This is a genomic window from Ruegeria arenilitoris (assembly GCF_013035425.1).
Taxonomy (GTDB): Bacteria; Pseudomonadota; Alphaproteobacteria; order Rhodobacterales; family Rhodobacteraceae; genus Ruegeria; species Ruegeria arenilitoris_A.
On sequence record NZ_WQHX01000006.1, the window covers coordinates 69,254 to 89,397 of the forward strand.

At 51.6% G+C, this 20,144-nt stretch carries 17 protein-coding genes and 1 riboswitch; of the genes, 10 read left to right on the plus strand and 7 right to left on the minus strand.

The window, feature by feature from the left end:
• The first annotated feature begins 94 nt into the window (after nt 1–94).
• Nucleotides 95–1,249 (plus strand): aromatic ring-hydroxylating oxygenase subunit alpha, encoded by a 1,155-nt coding sequence (locus GOV45_RS16450; RefSeq protein ID WP_170479806.1) that lies wholly within the window; start codon nt 95–97, stop codon nt 1,247–1,249.
• A gap of 54 nt (nt 1,250–1,303) precedes the next feature.
• Entirely contained in the window at nt 1,304–1,549 is a 246-nt protein-coding gene (locus tag GOV45_RS16455; RefSeq protein WP_170479808.1) for a hypothetical protein, read from the plus strand.
• A 121-nt stretch (nt 1,550–1,670) separates the two neighbouring features.
• Here GOV45_RS16455 and GOV45_RS16460 read toward each other — a convergent pair whose 3' ends face one another.
• From GOV45_RS16460 to GOV45_RS16470, 3 genes are read right to left on the minus strand one after another with little or no spacing between them, the layout of a single operon-like run.
• Nucleotides 1,671–2,570 (minus strand): metal ABC transporter solute-binding protein, Zn/Mn family, encoded by a 900-nt coding sequence (locus tag GOV45_RS16460; protein WP_170479810.1) that lies wholly within the window; start codon nt 2,568–2,570, stop codon nt 1,671–1,673.
• Nucleotides 2,567–3,469: a metal ABC transporter permease gene (locus tag GOV45_RS16465; protein WP_217362458.1), complete on the minus strand. Its 903-nt coding sequence runs from the start codon at nt 3,467–3,469 to the stop codon at nt 2,567–2,569. The genes GOV45_RS16460 and GOV45_RS16465 overlap by 4 nt, the downstream gene beginning before the upstream one ends.
• Nucleotides 3,462–4,220 carry a metal ABC transporter ATP-binding protein gene (locus GOV45_RS16470; RefSeq protein ID WP_170479811.1) on the minus strand — a complete coding sequence of 253 codons (759 nt, stop codon included), beginning with the start codon at nt 4,218–4,220 and terminating at the stop codon, nt 3,462–3,464. Before GOV45_RS16470 ends, GOV45_RS16465 begins: the two co-directional genes overlap by 8 nt.
• A 347-nt stretch (nt 4,221–4,567) precedes the next feature.
• Nucleotides 4,568–4,777: riboswitch (cobalamin riboswitch) on the minus strand.
• A 239-nt stretch (nt 4,778–5,016) separates the two neighbouring features.
• Between GOV45_RS16470 and GOV45_RS16475 the strand changes: the two genes are divergently transcribed.
• The 3 genes from GOV45_RS16475 to GOV45_RS16485 all read left to right on the plus strand — a co-directional run bounded on the left by GOV45_RS16475 (nt 5,017) and on the right by GOV45_RS16485 (nt 10,292).
• Nucleotides 5,017–6,873 (plus strand): SLC13 family permease, encoded by a 1,857-nt coding sequence (locus tag GOV45_RS16475; protein ID WP_170480131.1) that lies wholly within the window; start codon nt 5,017–5,019, stop codon nt 6,871–6,873.
• Between the two features lie 390 nt (nt 6,874–7,263).
• The gene (locus GOV45_RS16480; protein WP_170479812.1) at nt 7,264–8,985 is read left to right on the plus strand and encodes a type I secretion system permease/ATPase; all 1,722 of its coding nucleotides are present in this window, start codon (nt 7,264–7,266) and stop codon (nt 8,983–8,985) included.
• Nucleotides 8,985–10,292, plus strand: coding sequence for an HlyD family type I secretion periplasmic adaptor subunit (locus tag GOV45_RS16485; RefSeq protein WP_170479813.1), 1,308 nt, complete (start codon nt 8,985–8,987; stop codon nt 10,290–10,292). Before GOV45_RS16480 ends, GOV45_RS16485 begins: the two co-directional genes overlap by 1 nt.
• A 21-nt stretch (nt 10,293–10,313) precedes the next feature.
• Here GOV45_RS16485 and GOV45_RS16490 read toward each other — a convergent pair whose 3' ends face one another.
• On the minus strand, nt 10,314–10,709 hold the full coding sequence (locus GOV45_RS16490; RefSeq protein WP_170479814.1) for a dockerin type I domain-containing protein: 396 nt from the start codon (nt 10,707–10,709) through the stop codon (nt 10,314–10,316).
• Between the two features lie 39 nt (nt 10,710–10,748).
• On the opposite strand from GOV45_RS16490, the gene GOV45_RS16495 reads away from it, so the two are divergent.
• Complete coding sequence (locus GOV45_RS16495) at nt 10,749–11,687, plus strand: TolC family protein (RefSeq protein ID WP_170479815.1); 939 nt, start codon at nt 10,749–10,751, stop codon at nt 11,685–11,687.
• Nucleotides 11,688–11,705: 18 nt separating this feature from the next.
• Here GOV45_RS16495 and GOV45_RS16500 read toward each other — a convergent pair whose 3' ends face one another.
• Together GOV45_RS16500 and GOV45_RS16505 are read right to left on the minus strand one after the other, a co-directional pair.
• Nucleotides 11,706–12,407 (minus strand): response regulator transcription factor, encoded by a 702-nt coding sequence (locus GOV45_RS16500; protein ID WP_170479816.1) that lies wholly within the window; start codon nt 12,405–12,407, stop codon nt 11,706–11,708.
• A complete protein-coding gene (locus GOV45_RS16505; protein WP_437436529.1) occupies nt 12,407–14,302 on the minus strand; it encodes a PAS-domain containing protein in 1,896 nt (631 codons plus the stop codon). Before GOV45_RS16505 ends, GOV45_RS16500 begins: the two co-directional genes overlap by 1 nt.
• A gap of 237 nt (nt 14,303–14,539) precedes the next feature.
• Between GOV45_RS16505 and GOV45_RS16510 the strand changes: the two genes are divergently transcribed.
• The 4 genes from GOV45_RS16510 to GOV45_RS16525 are packed head-to-tail and all read left to right on the plus strand — an operon-like array spanning nt 14,540 to nt 18,456.
• On the plus strand, nt 14,540–15,664 hold the full coding sequence (locus GOV45_RS16510) for an MlaE family lipid ABC transporter permease subunit (RefSeq protein WP_170479818.1): 1,125 nt from the start codon (nt 14,540–14,542) through the stop codon (nt 15,662–15,664).
• A 1-nt stretch (nt 15,665) separates the two neighbouring features.
• Complete coding sequence (locus GOV45_RS16515; RefSeq protein WP_170479821.1) at nt 15,666–16,481, plus strand: ABC transporter ATP-binding protein; 816 nt, start codon at nt 15,666–15,668, stop codon at nt 16,479–16,481.
• Nucleotides 16,482–16,486: 5 nt separating this feature from the next.
• A complete protein-coding gene (locus tag GOV45_RS16520) occupies nt 16,487–17,803 on the plus strand; it encodes an MlaD family protein (RefSeq protein ID WP_170479823.1) in 1,317 nt (438 codons plus the stop codon).
• The gene (locus tag GOV45_RS16525; RefSeq protein WP_254442526.1) at nt 17,800–18,456 is read left to right on the plus strand and encodes an ABC-type transport auxiliary lipoprotein family protein; all 657 of its coding nucleotides are present in this window, start codon (nt 17,800–17,802) and stop codon (nt 18,454–18,456) included. The genes GOV45_RS16520 and GOV45_RS16525 overlap by 4 nt, the downstream gene beginning before the upstream one ends.
• Before the next feature lie 21 nt (nt 18,457–18,477).
• On the opposite strand, the gene GOV45_RS16530 is transcribed toward GOV45_RS16525, so the two are convergent.
• Nucleotides 18,478–20,058, minus strand: coding sequence for an FMN-binding glutamate synthase family protein (locus GOV45_RS16530; RefSeq protein WP_170479825.1), 1,581 nt, complete (start codon nt 20,056–20,058; stop codon nt 18,478–18,480).
• Between the last annotated feature and the right edge of the window lie 86 nt (nt 20,059–20,144).

The window sequence follows — 20,144 nt, forward strand, 5'->3', positions numbered from 1 at the left end:
GTCAGATCAACTCTCGATGAGATTTTCTAATATTGAGAAAACATCTGGTGATCGGTCAATATGATGCAGCGCAATTTTTCCGCAGGAGAGGTCGATGAACAAGCACAGCGTACTTTCTTCGGTATTGTCCGATGTGAATACCGCCAATGGATTGCCGAACGAGCATTATATCGATCCAGTTGTTTTCGCTGAAGAGAAACGTTCTGTTTTGTTTGCTAATTGGTCAGGAATCGGATTTGGCAAAGACGTTCCGGAAGTGGGGGATGCCAGACCGATAGACTTCCTTGGTATGCCTCTTTTGGTTGTGCGTGACCGTGATGGAGAAATTGGGGTTTTCCAGAACACCTGCCGGCATCGCGGTATGATACTGGTTGACGAACCTAAGAAAATCAGCGGCGCAATTCGCTGCCCTTATCATAGTTGGTGTTACGACCTGAAAGGCAAACTGCGCGCTACACCCCACGTCGGCGGTCCGGGCCAGAACAAACACGATGATGTGGACCCAAATGATTTAGGCCTTATCCGTGTTCGATCATATGTTTGGCGGGACGTAATCTTTGTAAACATCGACGGACAGGCGCCAGAGTTTGAACAGGCACACGGCCACCTGATGGCCCGGTGGGCGGAATTTGAGCAACCGATTTTCCATGGCGGTGCGCTCTCCTCCTTCAAATTGGAAGTCAAAACGAACTGGAAGCTCGCAGTGGAGAATTTCTGTGAAAGCTACCACCTGCCATGGGTTCATCCTGGCCTCAATAGTTATTCCCGGTTGGAGGATCATTACAATATCGAGGAACGCGATCTTTACTCTGGTCAAGGGACAATTGTCTATCGTCAGTTAACTGATGATGTCGGTTCCAAGATGCCTGATTTTCAGGGACTTGGTGAAAAATGGGATCAAGGAGCGGAGTATATCGCGGTTTACCCCAACGTCCTGTTAGGTGTTCAACGTGACCACAGCTTTGCTATTGTTCTGGAGCCCGTCGATCAGGAACACACCGTAGAGCATATTGAGCTTTACTACGCAGCTGGCGAACAGGAGACGCCTGAGTTTGATGAGCTGCGTTCGTTGAATGCTCAGCTGTGGAAAACAGTGTTCGAAGAAGACATATTCGTGGTGGAAGGTATGCAGAAAGGTCGCCATGGGACACTGTTTGACGGTGGCCGCTTTTCACCAGTCATGGACGGACCAACACATAACTTTCATCACTGGGTTGCGTCCCAAGTTGAAAAGGGTAGGTCCACCTAACGTTATTTGCAGAAGACATGTTTTGATAGCAAACCGCTCGCTACAGGTAAAATTATGGAAATTGATCTATTGGATCGCGCTTTACTGGAAGCACATGCAAGACGCGACACCACGGAATTGATACGTCTTTACTCGTTGGCGGCCGAGGAGTGTGAGGCAAAGCAGGATATAGGAGCAGCTTGTTTTTTTCTAACACAAGCCTTTGTATTCGCGTTGGAATCTGGCGCTGAGGAAGCCTTTGAATTGAACCAAAAACTAGCAGACCGAGGTCGCGTTCACCGTTTCACTTCATCAATGTGACAGAAAATTTCCCAACCAAAACTTCGCCTTGGCTCTGGGACCAAAGCGAATAACTTATTCATGATTGACCAACAGATTCCTGTCACAGCGCGGGTTGCACCATCAAGGTCTAAGAATTCGCCTAGGTGGCAGGTTCGCGCGCCAATGAATCCATAAGTGTTCCCAAGTTATGTTGAAACATTGCAAGATAACTTGTGGCCGGGCCACCACGTTCAGAAAGCGCATCGGAAAACAGACGTCCGCCAATCGCAATTCCAGTTTCCTCTGAAATCTGCTGCACCAATACAGGGCTGGTGATGTTTTCTACAAACAACGCAGCAGCGCCTTCTGCCTTCAACTGATCGATCAGTGCGGCAAGTTCTTTGGCCGATGGTTCCGCTTCGGTATCGATGCCCACAGGTGCGAGGAAAGTCAGACCGTATGCATCTGCAAGATAGCCGAACGCGTCGTGCGCCGTCACAACCGTTCGACGATTTTCAGGAAGGTTGGCCAATTTCGATTTCGTTTCGGTATCCAACGCCGTTAGCTTAGCGATGTAAGCGTCAGCATTGGCGCCAATCTCATCGGCGTGCTCTGGCAATGCCTTTTGAACAGCTGCCGCAACGTTGGTCACGTAGATTACACCGTTGGAAAGCGAGTTCCACGCGTGAGGGTCGGTTTCACCGTCAACTTTAATCGGAGTTATACCATCTGTGGCGACGTGAACGGCCGCTTCGGTACCAGATTCTGAGATCAGTGTGTCAGACCATGTCTCAAATCCCAAGCCGTTGACAAAGATGATGTCTGCCTCGGCCACGGCGCGAGCGTCAGCAACTGAAGGCTGATAAACATGTGCGTCAGCGTCGGGACCTACGATTGTTGTGACAGTGGCTAGATCGCCCACCACCTGTTCGACCATGTCACCAAGTATAGAGAAACTGGCAACTATCTTAATGTCGTCTTCATCAGCGGGCACCGGCCATGCGACCAATGCGAAGCAAGCCGAGACTACGCCGGCATAAAGGGACTTAGTAAGAGTCATCTTGCTCTCTCTTCTTGTGGAATTTGCGCCAGAGGGACTTCTTTGGAAACTGCCGATTTGCGCATTCGTCTCCCAAAACCGAGTGGACCAAATACGGCTGACACCAAGAAAAAACAGCCTGAAACCAGGACTATTGCCGGGCCTGACGGGGTTTCCGGAAACAAATAGGACAATGTCAGCCCGATCCAGCAACTGGACAGGGCGAAAACAAATCCCAGAACCAGTTGCCCTGTGATTGTGTTGGCCCAATAACGGGCTGCTGTAGCAGGCAGAATCATCAGGCCAACGGCCATTAATGTACCCAGAGTTTTGAATGCTGCCAGCAGGTTCAGGACCAAAAGCAACATGAACCCCTGCTCTGTCAACCAAGGTCGCCGTGTCCTCGCCTCAAAGAAAACAGGATCACATGTGCTTACGATAAGCGGGCGCAAAAGAATGGCGAAGGAAATCAAAGTCACGGTCGCCACTCCGCCGACGAGTATCAAAGATGCATCGTCGATACCCAGAATTGAACCAAAGAGAAAACTTTTTAAAGGAACAGCAGAACCGGCCGCGGACAATATGAAAATTCCGACCGCCAGTGCGATAAGGTAAAGTGAGGCAAGACTAGCGTCGCTGCGTAGTATCGTTCTGCGTGCCAAAAAAGCTGTCAAAATAGCAACGCCAACACCTGCGATTAGACCGCCGATCAGCAATGACATAACTGAAAGGCCAGTTGTCACGAAACCAATTACAATTCCCGGAGTGATTGCATGAGCCATCGCTTCGCCAGCAAGCGACAGGCGCCGCAGTACAAGAAATGCACCAACCGGGGCAACCGATGCGGATAGAATCGTTGTCGCAACAAATGCACGACGCATAAAGGTGAAGCTCCACATCTCAGTCAAAAGATCAAGCATTCGCGGGCTCCACTATCGAAGGCGCACTACGGAACATCCAAGATGCCTGACTTTCCGAGAGATAGCCCTGAGCGACTAAACGGTCAGGCGTAAGTACATCGTTTACTGTGCCGTGTGTTGCCTCTTGCCTACCCAGCAGCAGCGCGTGGCTACAATGGTCCAGCACAGATGAGAGATCGTGAACGACCAATACCACAGCGCGCCCTTCTTCTTGCCATCGACGGATTATCCAAAGCAAATGAGCCTCGGTGCTTTGGTCGACCGCTGCAAATGGTTCGTCCAACAGTATCAGCGGCGCGTCCTGCATGATCACACGCGCGAACAGGGTTCGCTGAAGCTGGCCTCCGGATAGCATGTGCAGAGGTCGATCCGCGATGTCGAGTACACCGACCTCGTCCAGCGCAGTTTCCACCCGAACCCGGGACGCGTTGTTCAACCCTGAGCGAAGGCCAAATCCGCGCCAAGATCCCATTGCCGCAAGATCGCGAACACGCAAGGGAAACCGCCGATCGAATTCCGTCATCTGCGCCAAATAACCGATTTCACGCGGTTTACCCATGGGCCACTTAAGGTTTCCAGACAGTGGTTCCATCAAACCAAGTAGCATTTTGACAAAGGTACTTTTACCCGATCCGTTGGAACCCAGAACAGCCAGCGTCGTGCCAGATTCGATATCCATTGACAGACGGCGAAACAGAGTCAGATCGCGGTAACCGAGCGAAAGATTTCGGAGTTGCAGGACTGTAGACATCAAAGCACCGCGAAAATCGCGGACCAAAGCATGGCCGAAAATAACAACGCGCCTATGATCAAGTTCACAACGCTGAATTCGGTGAGGCAGCGGCTCTTGGCCCCGTCAGATTTAAGTTCTTTCACGCGCCGCATTAGTTATTGAACCATTCTGAAAAGGTAGACCGAAATGCGCCTTTCGCAGAGGACATAGAGAGTAACCGCTCGGTCTCGCGTGTTCTAAAAAGTGGGTTTGAAATGCAAGCACGCTTTTCAGCTGTCGATTGGACAGGTGAAACAAATTCAGCTCTTTGGACGGCATTAACCGCTGTGAACATCTTAGCCCCCCTCTGGGTCACCCCGCCCAGATTGATTCCACTTATGATGGCAGGTCTCCTGACTTACGGGTCATCGCTTTCCCGATCCTTCCCAGGCCAAGCCCAGTGGACGATCTCGGGTTGCTCACCGCCTACAGTTGCGGGGGCAGTCTCGGATTTGGACACTAAAGCGGGCCCGCACCGTGTTCCCTTTTATCCCAAACCGACAAATGCGGTCGGGAACCATCCGGGCGACAGAACACGAATTGGTTTGATTCGCCAAGGCCTAAAGTTTCTTCGAATGGCCACGTTAAAGATTTCGCTCGGTTTACCCCGTAAATCTGTCATTTTTATACTGTGGGCGATCTGAAACTTTTTCCAGATTTTTGCTTTTTTGTGAAAGGTAATGACAAAATGACAGCTAGTGCCTTAACTTTCTTCTAACCCTCCAAATTCGGTATCCGGGTGGTTTTAGTGGAACAATTGACGTTTTCTTTCGAAATGGGGGTGGTATGTGCTCTGCTGGCCTTCACCGTTTTCCTGTTTGTTTCGGAAGTAGTACGAATTGACCTCTCCGCTATATTGGTCCTCGTTCTGATTGGCCTCCTTAGCTATGCGCCCGGGTTGGAGAATCTTGCAAACGTTCCGCACCTTTTTGATGGGTTTGCATCAAACGCCGTGATCTCAATTATCGCAGTCATGATTGTGGGCGCTGGATTAGACAAGACAGGTATTATGAACCGGGTCGCGTCTGTCATATTGAAATACGGCGGCACGTCTGAAAGCCGGGTTCTGCCGATCGTGTCCGGCACTGTAGGGGTCATTTCGTCATTTATGCAGAACGTTGGTGCCGCGGCGTTGTTCCTGCCGGTGGTCAGCCGCATCTCGTCCAGGTCCGGCATCGCTTTGTCCCGCTTGCTAATGCCCATGGGATTCTGCGCAATATTGGGTGGCACCATGACAATGGTGGGTTCTTCGCCGCTTATCCTGTTAAACGACTTGATCCTTACCGCAAATGAAGGATTGCCGGACGATCAGAAAATGCAACCGTTTGGCTTGTTTTCAGTGACGCCGGTCGGTGCCGTACTGATCCTGACGGGAATTTTTTATTTTATGCTGTTGGGCCGCTGGGTTTTACCTGACGATACCGGTTCGGATAATACTGGAACAGGACAAGGCACACAGGAATACTTACAACGTGTGTATGGTCTGAAAGCAGACGTTTTCGAAGTCATCGTTCCAGCAAACAGTCCTTTGGTTGGCCAAATCCTTGCTGACATAAACCACGAAAACCATCTTTACATCATTTCGACTTTTTACCGTGGTAAAACATCTATGGTGCAAGTTCTGACTGCTGAGATAGCCGCGCCTTGCAGGTTAGCGATTATTGGCCGCCGATGGGTAGTTGAAGAATTCGCCCGTAAATTCGGATTGAAAGTCCTTCCAGAGCTGGATGTATTTGTCGAAGAATTTGCACCCACAAATGCAGGTATTGCCGAAGTGGTGATAACGCCTGACAGCAAACTGATCGGGAAGTGTCCTCGCGAACTGTTGTTCAGGAAGACTTATGGCATGTCGCTACTTGCGATACATCGGGGGGAGGAGACGCTTAGCCACGTAGAAACCGATACGCACGAATCCACTCAAATCGGCCTTGAGAAATTTCATGCCGGCGACATGTTGGTTGCCCATACCCGATGGGACAACCTGATGCGAATAACTCGGGATCCGGATTTTGTTGTCGTGACATCCGACTTTCCGCAGGACGAGTTGCGACCGCAGAAGGTTGGTTGGGCTCTTGCTTTCTTTGTCATTTCACTTTCGTTGATATTGTTTACCGACGTTCGTCTATCGCTGTGCCTTTTGACGGGCGCGGCCGGAATGATGCTGACAAAGGTCTTGAGTGTTGACGAAGCCTATCGCGCAGTTGGTTGGAACACGGTTTTCCTGCTCGCCTGCCTGATACCACTTGGGCAGGCGGTTCAAAATACAGGGACTGCCGCTTGGATAGCTCAGCAGATCATGATCTTGTTGGATGGGTGGCCGATATGGTCGCTTCAGGCAGGTGTCGCTATATTAGCCACTGCATTTTCACTTGTGATGTCAAATGTAGGAGCAACAGTATTGCTTGTTCCCTTGGCGGTCTCAATCGCCATGGCTGCAGGTGCTAATCCAGCGCTCTTTGCTTTGACCGTAGCGATTTCAACTTCAAACAGCTTCATTATCCCGACCCACCAGGTTAATGCTCTAATTATGGGACCGGCAGGTTATAAGGTCATGGACTTCGTTCGGTCAGGCGGAGTAATGACGATTTTGTTTCTTGTGGTATCGCTTTTGATGCTCAATCTGCTGTTCTAAGGCTGTCAGCGAGAAAGACAGAACTTTCAAAGTTAATTCAAACCAATCGCGAACGCCTTGGGCTATAGCCGAGATGCGTCATCGGGATTGTCTTGTCTATTTCCTCATCGGCAACGCAAATTAGGCGTCGCATTCGACTGTTGAAATAAGCGAAGTGGCTTCAATCAGGATAAGGGCATGCAGACAGTTCGGCATGATCTTGCTTGTGGCAGCACGCAAATTCCGCCTAAACTCAACGTTAAGATTGAAACGCCCGTTGTTCAAAAATCAACGTGTGGATATATAGCGGGCAAACAGCGGGCAGCCGTCCGGTTTTCGTTACCCGTTTGGCTTTTAACGCATTTACCGATGTACAACTGAGGGCGTCAGCTCGTGAAATCGAAGAACCGAATGTCTGCTCCTTCTCTGAACGAGCTGCGCAAGGCGCGCAATCAGGGGATGGCTTTCCTTTCCCTGGCCTTTTTGTTCAGCGTTTTTGTGAACCTTTTGATGCTGACGGGTCCGTTGTTCATGCTGCAGGTCTATGATCGCGTTCTGGGATCCCGCTCGGTTGAAACCTTGGCGGCTTTGTTCCTGTTGGTCGCTCTGCTTTACGGGTTGATGGCGATGCTGGACTTTGCCCGGGGACGTATCGTGGCACGTTTCGGCGCCCGCTTTCAATCTTCTTTGGATGAAAGGGTTTTCGAGGCGACCATGCGGCGTGCTATATACCCGCAAGCCCGGTCGGCTCCTGCCACTGCGTTGCGTGACTTGGAATCAATCCGCGCTTTGTGCGCATCGCCCGTTTTGCTTGCCGTGATGGACATACCTTGGACGCCGATCTTTATTGCGGCAATTTTTCTGTTTCATCCTTTGCTTGGATGGCTAGCGGTTGGGGGCGGCACACTATTGGTCGTCATCGCCTTACTTAACCAGATGCTGACCCATCGCAAAGTTGCGGAAGCTCAGGCCGCATCGGCCCGCGCGAACTCATTTTCCGAACATGCCCGACAAGCAGCCGAAGTAGTTCGATCGCAAGGAATGCAAGCGGATGTATCCAACCGTTGGTTGAAACAACGAACAGAAGCGTTGTCGCAAACGATTTCGGCAAGTGATTGGACCGGCAGCTTTTCGTCGCTCACCAAATCTCTTCGACTTTTCTTACAATCGGCAATGTTGGCTCTGGGTGCCCTTCTCGTGCTGAGAAATGAAATGACAGCGGGCGCGATGATCGCAGGTACGATCCTATTGGGCCGAGCACTTGCCCCAATCGAAATGGCAGTTGGTCAGTGGTCTATGATTGAAAGGGCCCGGACGGCGTGGACAAACCTGAACAAGTTTCTCGACGCCACCCCACCGGAGCAAAAACGCACAAGATTACCGGTTCCAAAAGCTTTCATGGAAGCCAAATCCCTGACAGTGATCCCTCCAGGAATTTCCACGCCAACGCTACGCAATGCAGCACTTAGATTGGAGCCTGGGACCGCCCTTGGTGTAATCGGCAAAAGCGGATCAGGCAAAACCACACTCGCCAAGGCGCTGCTTGGTCTATGGCCCCCAGCAGCTGGTGAAATTCGTCTGGGCGGTGCGACGTTAGATCAATATGATCCTGACGCGCTTGGACAGCATATTGGTTACCTACCGCAGCAGGTCACTTTGTTTAATGGGACCGTTGCTGAAAACATTGCTCGCATGTCTGAAAACCCGGACCCCGATGCAGTGGTTGCCGCGGCCAAAACGGCTAACGCACACGAGCTGATCCTTGGCTTGGAAAAAGGTTATGATACATTTTTGGAAGGCAATGACAGCCAATTGTCGGGCGGCCAAAAACAAAGGATCGCGCTTGCGCGTGCGCTTTATGGGAACCCTGTTCTGCTAATTCTGGATGAGCCGAACTCGGCGTTGGATGCTGACGGGACAATGGCGCTGAATAACGCAGTGCGTGAGTTCAAAGCTGCCGGAAAATCAGTGATTATCATGACTCACCGCCCGCAGGCCATTTCGGAATGCGATGAGCTTGTCGTGGTGGAAAAAGGGCAGGTCGTCAAAGCGGGCAGCCGAGACGAGGTATTGAACACAATGGTGCAGAACGCCAACGTCATCAAACGGCACCTGAATAAGGTGGGCGAATAATGTCCCAAGCAGTAAAAAAACCAGCGTGGAGCATTACTATTCCCGCGACCGTCGGATTGGCGGCTCTGGTTATTTTGGTCTTGGGCCTGGGACTTTGGAGCGTTCGAACAGAATTGGCGGGCGCAATCATTTCTCAAGGCGTGGTCGAAGTACAAAGCAACAGGCAAGTGGTCGAACATCCCGACGGCGGGGTAGTTGGCGAGATTTTTGTACGCGACGGAGATTCGGTTGCTCGCGGTGATATGCTACTGCGTCTGGACGGCACGTTTCTGGCGTCTGAAATGACAATCGTAGAGTCTCAATTGTTCGAGTTGCTGGCCAGGATGGTCCGTTTGGAAGCTGAACGCGACGGTTCCGATGCCGCCGGGCTGACCGAGAGGATGAAGGAACTGCAGGCCCGGGAAGGCATCTCGCCTGAACTTTTGGCAGGGCAGGAACGCCTTTTCGCCGCGCGCTTGAACACATTAGCGCAACAAACAGAACAACTTGGTAAGCAAAAAATTCAGATCCAAAATGAGATTGAGGGCATTCAATCACAGTTGGTCTCATTACGCACACAGGTGGATCTGATCAAGAGTGAGTTGGAGGACCAAGAAGGGCTTTTGAAGCGCGGATTGACCCAGGCCAGCCGGGTGTCAGCGCTGCAAAGGGAGGAAGCCAGTCTTCTGGGTGAAATCGGACGGCTGGAATCCGCAGTCGCGCGACTTCAGGGAGAAATTTCAAGCACCGAAATCCGGATTGTAGAACTGAAGGCCACACGACGCGAAGAGGCAATTACTCAATTGCGGGATGTGCAAGCTCGGGTTGTTGAATTGGCCGAACGACGTTTGTCCCTGAGTGAGCGCATGTCCCGGCTGGATATTCGTTCACCTGTCGCGGGAACAGTTTATGACAGCCAAGTTTTTGCACTTCAGTCTGTTATCCAGCCGGGGGAACCGATGATGTATGTGGTCCCACAAGATACCCCCCTGTTGGTAGCCGCACGCGTGGATGCCTTGCATGTGGACCAATTGCATCGCGGGCAGGAAGTCGCATTGCGGTTTCCAGCCTTCAACCAGCGGGAAACGCCTGAACTGAATGGACAGGTTATCAATGTTTCGGCGGACACCTATACCGATGAAAGTACTGGTTTTACTTTTTACAGGGCCGAAGTCGTTCCAGACGACGGCCAGTTAGAGCTATTGGCTGGGCAAGAATTGTTGCCTGGCATGCCAGTCGAAGCCATGATAAAAACGGATGAGCGCACACCGCTTTCCTATTTGGTCAAACCGTTGGCAGATTACTTTTACCGGGCGTTTCGCGAGTAAATTGGGACACGCCGGACTTGTTTAAATTACCTCGATATTACCCAACAAAATTGACGTCATTTCTGTTGCGAATTCTCCATCGGTAACGGTCACTTGAGTGCCAGAAACATAACGAACGTTGGTCTCGGAAATCGCTGACAAATCCGTTTCTGCGTCCAAAAAAACCCATCTTGCCGGGTATTCCGTCGGCAGGCCAACAGCGTTCCGCAAAACGATCAACGCATCCATTGAGCTAACGATACCGTCCTGGTTTAGATCGGCGGCGATTAAATTCTCGGGCGTGGCCGGACCGAAGGTTGGATCGAGCCCAACTGCGATCCTCAGAATTTGCAAGGCATCCAGAGAGGATACTTTGTAACTGTCGATGTCGTAGGATTTGACGATCTCCAACTCACCCGAAAAAATACCGTCGGGCATTTCCAGATCAAACTCTCCAAGTGCGTTGGCCTGGCCGACGTGTCACCCTATCTTAGAGTATCGCAGCTCGTTTACGATGGTGGAGCGGCCGTCGGAACGCTAACTGCCGCCCGAGCCAAAATATTGGAGAGCCGCGGTGACCAGCTGCAAACAGCCTCCGCTACCGCACTGACAGCAATTGAGACCTACATTCAGGTTTTAGATCTTCGGAAAATCCGGGAAATATCACAGCGTAATGTAACTGTGCATGAAGAGATCGCACTACAAATAGCCCAACGTGTGTCCGGTGGGCTGGATTCCAACGCCGACGTTCTGACCGCTCAATCGCGCGCGGCGGATGCTCGTACACGCTACGCCGAAGCGAAAGCCAGGGTTGACCGCGCCGAGGCACGTTATCAAGAAGTGTTTGGCTTGGCTCCGCTTGAATTGCCGCCCCCTCTTCCCGCTCCAGATTTGAACCGCGCCGACACTCAGATAGTTATGGACAGCCCCCAGATAAAGCGGGCGGAAGCGGCCTTACTAGCTGCAAAAGCAGAACAATCTGCTGCACTGGCGCGCCGAAGTCCGGAAATTCGCGTTTCAGCCTTTGCAAACCAGGACCGATCCCGGGATGCAAACTTCGGGGTGGACTTCGATGTGAATTACGAGTTTGACAGTACAAAAGACATAGCATTCTTGCACGCAGGTCAGTCGGTAAAGGTCAAGATCACCGCCTATGACTTTTCGCGATACGGTAGTCTCGACGGCGAAATAATTCGTATTGGCGCCGACACGATCACTCGTTCGGAACGTAGTGAGGAAGAGGTATTTGTAGTGGAAATCCGAACTTCCAGCACGATACTTGACGCGGGCGGCGAAGCTGTTGAAATCATCCCGGGAATGATCGCCGAAGTGGATATTCTGTCAGGGCAGAAAACCGTTCTGGATTATCTGATCCAGCCAGTCTTAAAGGTCAAAGAGAGTGCTTTTCGAGAGTGAAAATAACGTACCTGTTTATCAAAGCCACTCCACATCACCCAGAAAGATATACCCAGCCCCATAAATAGTTTTGATGAGGCGAGGATTCTTGGGATCTTCGCCCAGTTTTGTCCGCAGTCGCGAAATTCGCACATCCATCGCTCTGTCAAAACTGTCGCCGACAACGCCGCCCAACGTTTCCTGCATCTGTGCCCGGCTGAGCAAACGTTTCGGGCTTTCAAGGAACAGGCGCAAAACCTCGCCTTCAGCGTGGCTAAATTGCGTTTCGTTCCCAGCATCATCCACGAGAACATAACGATCGAAATGAGCGGCCCACCCGTTGAAACTTGCAACATCTGAACTTTGAAGAGCCGGGCGCGTTGATCGCAAACGAGCGCGGATACGGGCCACCACTTCAGCAGGATCAAATGGTTTGGTGATATAGTCGTCCGCCCCAAGCTCAAGCCCGGTCACGCGGTCCTGCACCTGCGCCCGACCCGAAATGATTATAACCGCTGCGCCGCGTTCCAACGCAAGGCGATGCACCAGTGCCAGACCGTCTGTGTCGGGTAAAGACAAATCCACCAAGCAGACGTCCGGAGTCACTCGGTTCAACGACGCTTCAAATTCGCGAGCCCGGGCAAAACTCTGAGTACGAAACCCGGCTTCTTCCAGAGTATTAGTTAAGATGCGACGTATCTCAGGCTCGTCGTCCAAAATGGTCACCAAAGGTAGGGACATCAAGCAGCCTCGGTTTGAATAAGCGCGGAAAGCTGCGCCCGCGTGAACGGTTTGCGCAAAACAGGTGCCAAAGCAAGTGCCTGCCGATGCAAAGGGTCGGAATAAGGCAACGACGTCATTAGAATGCAATGCAACCCAGGTTCTAACGAGTCAATCAAGTCCAGACCAGTCCCGGTGCCTTCCAGCCTAATATCGGATAGAACCAAAACGATGTCATCAATGTCTGAAACCAATGCCTTCGCTTCTTCTGCGGATGTTGCTTCGATAACTGCAAACCCAAGATCCACAAGTATTTCGCGGAATTGACTACGCAGCTCATCATTGTCCTCAACCAGCAAAACCAACCCCTCTTGGACGGACGGGGCTGGCCTATAGGGCAGTCGCAAAACGACGGACGCCCCAGAAGGTGTGTTGCGCAAGTTCAAGTCGCCGCCCGCCAGCTTGACCGTGTCATACACCATCGGCAATCCCAAACCGGAGCCTTCCGCGCCTTTGGTGGTGTAGAAAGGGTTCAGCGCCTTTTCCAATGCCTCAGGAGAAAACCCTGTTCCCGTGTCCGACACGGTGATTTCCACCCATATGGTTCCAATTGTATGAGCGCTGACAGTTATTTGGCCCGACGTACCACAAGCGTCACGGGCATTCAAAACAAGGTTCAGCAACGCGTCTTGAACCATGCCGGAATCCATCAAAATCATCTCATCAGGAAGAGTGTTTACAACTGACAACCCTACCCCCCGTGGCAGCGAAGGCGACGCCAATACACGCAGATCTTCAAGCAATCCGCAAAAGTCTGTGGCTTTGGGGTGGGGCGTACGGTTGCCCGTCATATCCGCAATCCGGTTCAGCAACTGACCACCCCGTCGGGCCGTGGTCTGCGTTGCTGCCACAAGTTCACGAGCTTCAGCGGGAAGATCCATTTTGTCCAACCGGGACTGCATACCAAGAATGATTGTCAAAAGGTTGGAAAAGTCGTGTGCTAGTCCGCTGGTCATCTGGGCAGCCATTGCACGACGGCGGGACTGTTGCAGGGCGACGCGCGCCTGAGTTTCTTCGGTGATATCCACGGACATCACATAAACCCCACCTTCACCATCCGGAGTAAACGACACACGCAAACGACGCGCATCCTGGTCTTCGGTAAACTCGAAAACCGAAGTTTTTCCTTCGTATGCACGCTGCAAATGGGGCTCGACCCGCTGAAACGCTGTCGTCCCCAAAGCTTGGGATATATGCAGTCCAAGTATCTCAGACGGGCGGCCCGGCATGACCGAACTGAGGCGACGGTTCGAATAATCGTATCGGCCGTCAGCGTCCAAATGCGCAATGTGAGCAGGCATCATTTCTGTCGTCAAACGCGTACGCGCCTCAATCTCTGTTAGTTGGCGCTTAGCCTCTTCCAGGGCGGTTATTGTGGCCGCCAATTTACGGTTGGTGGCGGATAATTCCTCTGCCCGACCAAGTAGTTGTTCTGATAACTCCTCTGATCTAGCCCGCAAGAGATCTTCGGCCTGTTTGGTTCGCGTAATATCCGTATAAACCGCCACCCAACCACCCGTTGGTAGTGGAGCGCCTTCGACTGAAATTACCTGACCATTTGGCCGGGTTCTCTCCATATAATGCGGCTCGAAAGCCAGGGCTTGTTCGACCCTCTGTCTGACCACCTCGTCGACTTTCTCCACATTTCCATATTCGCCGCGACTTGCTAGAAAATGTATTGTGTCGTGAAAACTCGCACCGGGTTGCACCAGATCAATGGGTAGGTCGAACATTTCCTGAAAACGAGCGTTGCACAGAACTAGTCTCAGCGAGCTGTCATAGATAGACAATGCCTGCCCGATCAAATTCAGGCCTGCTGTAGTCATAGCCTTGATGCGTTGTTCGACAATGTTCAATGCTGTTCTCCCCGCATACCTGCCTAGCATCACTGTAGGCGCTGTCAAAGAGGGTCGCTGGTTTCGAGTGCCTAATAAGGCTGAAGTGAGCAATTTCAGAAGGATGGGACATGGCGCACCGCAGCAAACGGCTACAGCGGGCTAAACTGTATCGCTGAGGCAATTTTTTAACATGAAATCTGGGCCTGGTTGCATAAACCCATTGCAGCCTTAGTGCTTTTCCCATCACATAAGTCCATGACAAAGCCAACGGTTACCTCCGATCGGAACGCCGAGGGCGTCTGCATCCGAATTGCGGGCGATCTGAGGACACAATCGCTTGACCAGATCGAAGGCGCATTCAAGTCCATTAGTCCTGATGGAAAGGATGTAATTGTCGACCTGTCAGGTGTTCAATCTATGGACACAGGCGGCGCTTGGCTGGTGGCCGATTTGGAACGACGCATAGATACCAGCGGAGCAACAGTTCACCTTGAGGGCCTACAAGAAGCTCACGCCTCGCTGATCGAAACGGTGTCGAAGAACATTCCTGAGGCGGTAGGCGAACAGGCCCCGCCCAGGGGATTAGTTGAAACGGTCGCACGAGTCGGCGAACGCACGGCTGGAGCTTGGAAGGATTCGGTTTCGATTGTCGGATTCCTTGGTCTAACCCTGCATCGCCTTGTAAGGACGCTGATCATGCCATGGCGTCTGCGTCGGGCGGCGCTGGTTTCGCAGATGGAGCAAACCGGTTTCAAGGCTCTTCCCATCGTCTCTCTGATGGGATTTCTGATCGGTGTTGTTCTGGCCTTTCAGGGCGCAACTCAGTTGAAACAGTTCGGCGCTGAAATTTTCGTCGTTGAACTGATCTCTATCTCTATCCTCCGTGAGTTGGGGATATTACTGACGGCCATCATTGTTGCAGGACGGTCAGGTTCTGCTTTTACCGCATCTATTGGGTCAATGAAGGTACAAGAAGAGATTGACGCCATGCGGACATTGGGTTTGGACCCCATTGAGGTACTGGTAATTCCACGTGTACTTGCGTTGTTGATTATGCTTCCAATTCTTGGATTCGTCGCCGACATAGCGGGTTTGGTTGGCGGCGCTTTGATGAGTTGGATCGACTTGGGTGTTAGCCCAGGCATGTTCCTGACACGTTTGAAGGAAAACACCGATGTTTGGCAACTTGCTATCGGATTGATCAAGGCACCTTTTTTTGCGCTTGTGATCGGAGTCATAGCATGTTGGCAAGCCATGCAGGTCAAAGGTTCATCTGAAAGCGTGGGACAACGCACAACGGCTTCGGTCGTTCAGTCCATCTTTATGGTTATTGCAATTGATGCGTTGTTTTCAATTTTTTTCTCGGAACTGGGGATCTGACATGGACGGTGCGACCTTGCAGCAAGACTCCCAGACTGGCGCGCAGCGAGAGGCAGTGATCAAAGTACGCAACCTAACCAACCGCTTTGGCCCACAGGTTGTGCATGAAAACTTGAACTTGGATGTATGGCGGGGTGAGGTTCTGGGTGTCGTTGGTGGCTCGGGCACGGGGAAGTCGGTTCTATTGCGTACCATTGTGGGACTCAATCGACCTGCTGCGGGAAGCATTGAAGTATTAGGGGTCGACGTCCTGGATGGACCAGAGGATGAGCGCAAGCGGATCGAGAAAAGCTGGGGCGTGGCCTTTCAGGATGGCGCGTTGTTTTCGTCGCTAACGGTTTTACAGAATGTGATGGCGCCTTTACGCGAACATACCGGCATTAGCGAAAGTTTGATGCAGGCTCTTGGCGGGTTGAAAATCAGCCTTGTTGGGCTGCCACAGTTAAGCTGCAGCAAGTTTCCATCAGAATTGTCGGGGGGGATGCGCAAGCGGGCGGCGCTGGCGCGCGCATTGTCTCTGGACCCGGAGATCGTATTTCTAGATGAACCTACCGCCGGATTGGACCCAATAGGTGCCGCCGCATATGATGATCTGATCAGGGAGTTGCAGCAGGCGTTGGGCTTGACCGTTTTTATGGTAACACATGACCTCGACAGTCTTTACGCCATTTGTGACCGTATCGCCGTGCTTGCGGAAAAACGCGTGTTGGTTGAAGGTCCGATAGAAGAAATGACCAAGGTAGACCATCCTTGGGTCCAGGAATATTTCACCGGTCCCCGGGCGCGTGCGGCGCAACAGAAGGGGCAGGACAGGTAGAGGCAATGGAAACCCGGGCAAATTATATTCTAATCGGCACATTTACACTGGCAGGAATTCTTGGTGCATTCGGCTTTTTCCTGTGGCTTGCCAAGTTCGAGGTCACGCGGCAATACGCCTATTATGACGTGCTGTTCGATAATGTATCTGGGTTGTCGGCAGCTGGAGGCGTCAATTATAATGGATTGCCGGTTGGACAAGTCATATCCTTGAAGCTGGACGAGGACGATCCGTCCAAGGTGCGTGTGCGCCTGGAAGTCGATGCTGACATCCCCGTTACCAAGGAAACTATTGCGCAACTGCAATCCTTGGGGGTGACAGGTGTTGCATATGTTGAGTTGTCGGGCGGTTCAGTAAATGCTGAACGCCTTCCGCAAAACAGCGTGATACCCAGCGAACGAAGCCCGATTCAATCATTGCTGGAAGGGGCGCCCCAAGTTCTTAACAAAGCACTTACATTGCTTGAGGACCTGAACAAAGTGGTTGATGATGAAAACCGCAAGGCCGTTTCGGATATCCTTGGAAACTTGGCCAATGCATCGGGCAAATTGGACAAAACTTTGGCCGATTTTGAATCCCTTTCCAGCGACCTTGGAAACGCTGCGAGCGATATCGGAGAATTCACGAAAAAGCTCGACCCTTTAGTTGCCACAGCGGAATCGACCTTAAAGACCGGCACAGAAACGCTCACCAGTATCAAAGAGGCTTCGGACTCTGCAAAAACAGCGCTGGATACAGCGAACACTACGATCGCCAACGCCGATCAGGTGATCCAACAGGATGTTCGACCTTTCATCGAAAAAGGGTCACAACTCGCCCACAGGTTGTCGGCCTTGTCTGATGAAGGCAGCTATGCGCTTGGTGTGTTCACGGAGACGGTTAACAACGCCAATTCCACACTTGAATCGATAAACTCGGCGATGGACAGCGCTGAGGACACGTTATCTTCCGCTGAAAAGGCTTTCGATTCAGCTAACCAGGTATTGGATACCGATATTGCACCTGTTGCCGCTGACGTCAGCAACGCAGCAAAGCAGGTTGCTGACACTGTTTCAAATGTCACTGCCAAGATCGATCAGATTTCAGATGACGTTTTAAGTGCATCTAAATCTGCTTCCGAATTGTTGGGAACCGTGGACGGCATTGTGCAAGACAATCGTAGGCAAGTTTCCGATTTTCTACGAGTCGGACTGCCGCAATTCGTCCGATTTGTCGAAGAGTCGCAACGTCTGGTCGTCAGCCTCGACCGATTGGTCGACAGGGTTGAACGCGACCCGGCCCGTTTTCTGTTAGGCACGCAAGCATCGGAGTTTCGCCAATGATCCGGCCATTTTTTATGATAGCCATCTTGGCCTTTCTGTCGGGGTGTGCGGGTCTGGGCACTCTGCGTCAAGCTTCAAAGCCAAACGATCTGTATTTGCTAACACCTAAAAGCACTTTCTCATCAACGCTGCCGCGTGTGCAAAAACAGATTGTCGTACAGGAACCCACTGCGACTGCCGCTGTTAATACAGATCAGATTGCGGTTCAGCCCACCCCATTGCAGGTTCAATATCTTCCTCGCGCCAGATGGGCGGATCGAGCCCCGATCATCGTTCAGTCCTTGCTAATTGAAAGTTTCGAGAACACAAACAAGGTGGCTGCAGTTGGGCGATCCACAGTTGGTCTGCGACCAGACTATGTTATTGCACCTGACCTAAGGGAATTTCAGGGGCACGTTCTCAGCGAGACCGCAAACGGCCAAACCGTTCAGATCAAAGTTCGGATCAATATCAAAATCATCGACGAATATGACGACAAAATAATCGCCTCTTCATCTTTCGAGGAAAACGTCCTGGCCAAATCTGATCAAACTTCGGATTTGATTGTCGCCTACGACGAAGCGTTAGGCGACACCATGCGTGACGCGGTAGAATGGAGCATTCGTAGAATCCACAATCACAGTGTCAACAATCCTAGAAATTTACCCAATTAGGGCGCCAAATTGTTTAAGAAACTAAAAGTGCGCTGCCGTCGCAGCGTTCCAATCCGACGCGAAACTCGGCGGTAATTTCTTGTCCAATAGTGCTCCGTCATCAAGAAATTCGTACATTTCCGCATAAGACTGTTCGCCTTCATCAGCCATTCGGCGACGAATGTCAGAAGGTCCAAGTTCGGAAACCGTCGCCTTACCCATTGCACCCATTATCTCGCGAAAGCTCTCAAGCGTTGCGTCATGATAACGATGCACGCGCTGGCGCTTCTGCGGAACGTTGACCGCCCGCCCCCGCACCGGATCCTGCGTGGCTACTCCGGACGGGCAGCGATTTGTGTTAAAGTGCAGTGCCTGAATGCAGCCAATCGCAAACATCATGGTCCGCGCGGCGTTGCACATGTCCGCCCCAAGTGCGCATTTCTCAACCATGTCAAAGCCGGTAGCCACTTTACCGGAACAAATCACGCGGATTTTGTCCCGCACACCTATCCCGCGCAGGCAATTATTCACGAAAATCAACGCCTCATTCAGCGGAACGCCCAGCCGGTTGGTAAACTCTACTGGAGCAGCGCCAGTACCGCCTTCAGCCCCATCAACGGTGATGAAATCAGGAAGAATACCTGTTTCCAGTATGGCTTTGCAGATTGCCATAAATTCCGATTTTTTACCGATACACAGCTTGAAACCAACTGGTTTGCCACCTGACATTTCCCGCAGATGCTGCACGAATTCCATCAACCCAGTCGGTCCTTTAAAGGCTGAATGGATAGGCGGCGAGATCACATCCTGATGGACAGGGACGCCGCGAATATTGGCTATTTCTTCGTCAACTTTGGCGGCGGGCAAAACACCCCCATGCGAAGGTTTAGCACCTTGAGAAAATTTAATTTCTATAGCTTTTACAACTTCTTTCTGCGCTTTTTCTGCAAACTTGTCCTTATCGAAATCACCATCAGCCGTCCGACAGCCGAAATAGCCAGTTCCAATTTGCCAAATGATATCACCACCTTCGGCGAGATGATGAGGTGACAATCCGCCTTCGCCAGTATTGTGCGCGAACCCACCGTCCTTGGCCCCACCATTGAGGGCGCGGATCGCATTAGCGCTGAGCGCGCCAAAGCTCATGGCGGACACGTTCAACCGAGATGCGCTATATGGTTTGTCGCATTGTGGGCCTCCCAAGGTTACCCTCTCTTCGCTTTCAGCGACATGTTTAGGAGCCAATGAGTGATCAGCACGATGATACCCGACAGTCATAATGTCGTATTGGGTGCCGAATGCCTGGGTATCGACCTGCCCTTTGGCGCGGGAGTAGACCAAACTACGAATGATCCTGTTGAATGGCCGCCCGCTTTCATTCGTTTCAACGAAATACTGCCGGATTTCAGGGCTTACAAACTCTAACATGTAACGGAAATGACCGAGAACCGGATAATTATTCAGCACATTGTGCTTAGTAGTCAGCATATCATAAAGGCCAATCACCGCGTACGGGATCAGAATAATTAGCAGCCAATATGCTGGTGGCCAGAAATACCCCACCAATACTGTCAAGGGCAGTACGATATAAGTTAGTACGTAGTAAATCTTGCGGACAATCATTCCTGGTCTCCTTCGCTTTCGCCTGTCCGGGCGAGGCCTGGAAATATCGGATTTACGGATCCAATAGTTGTACCCAAACGTGGAAC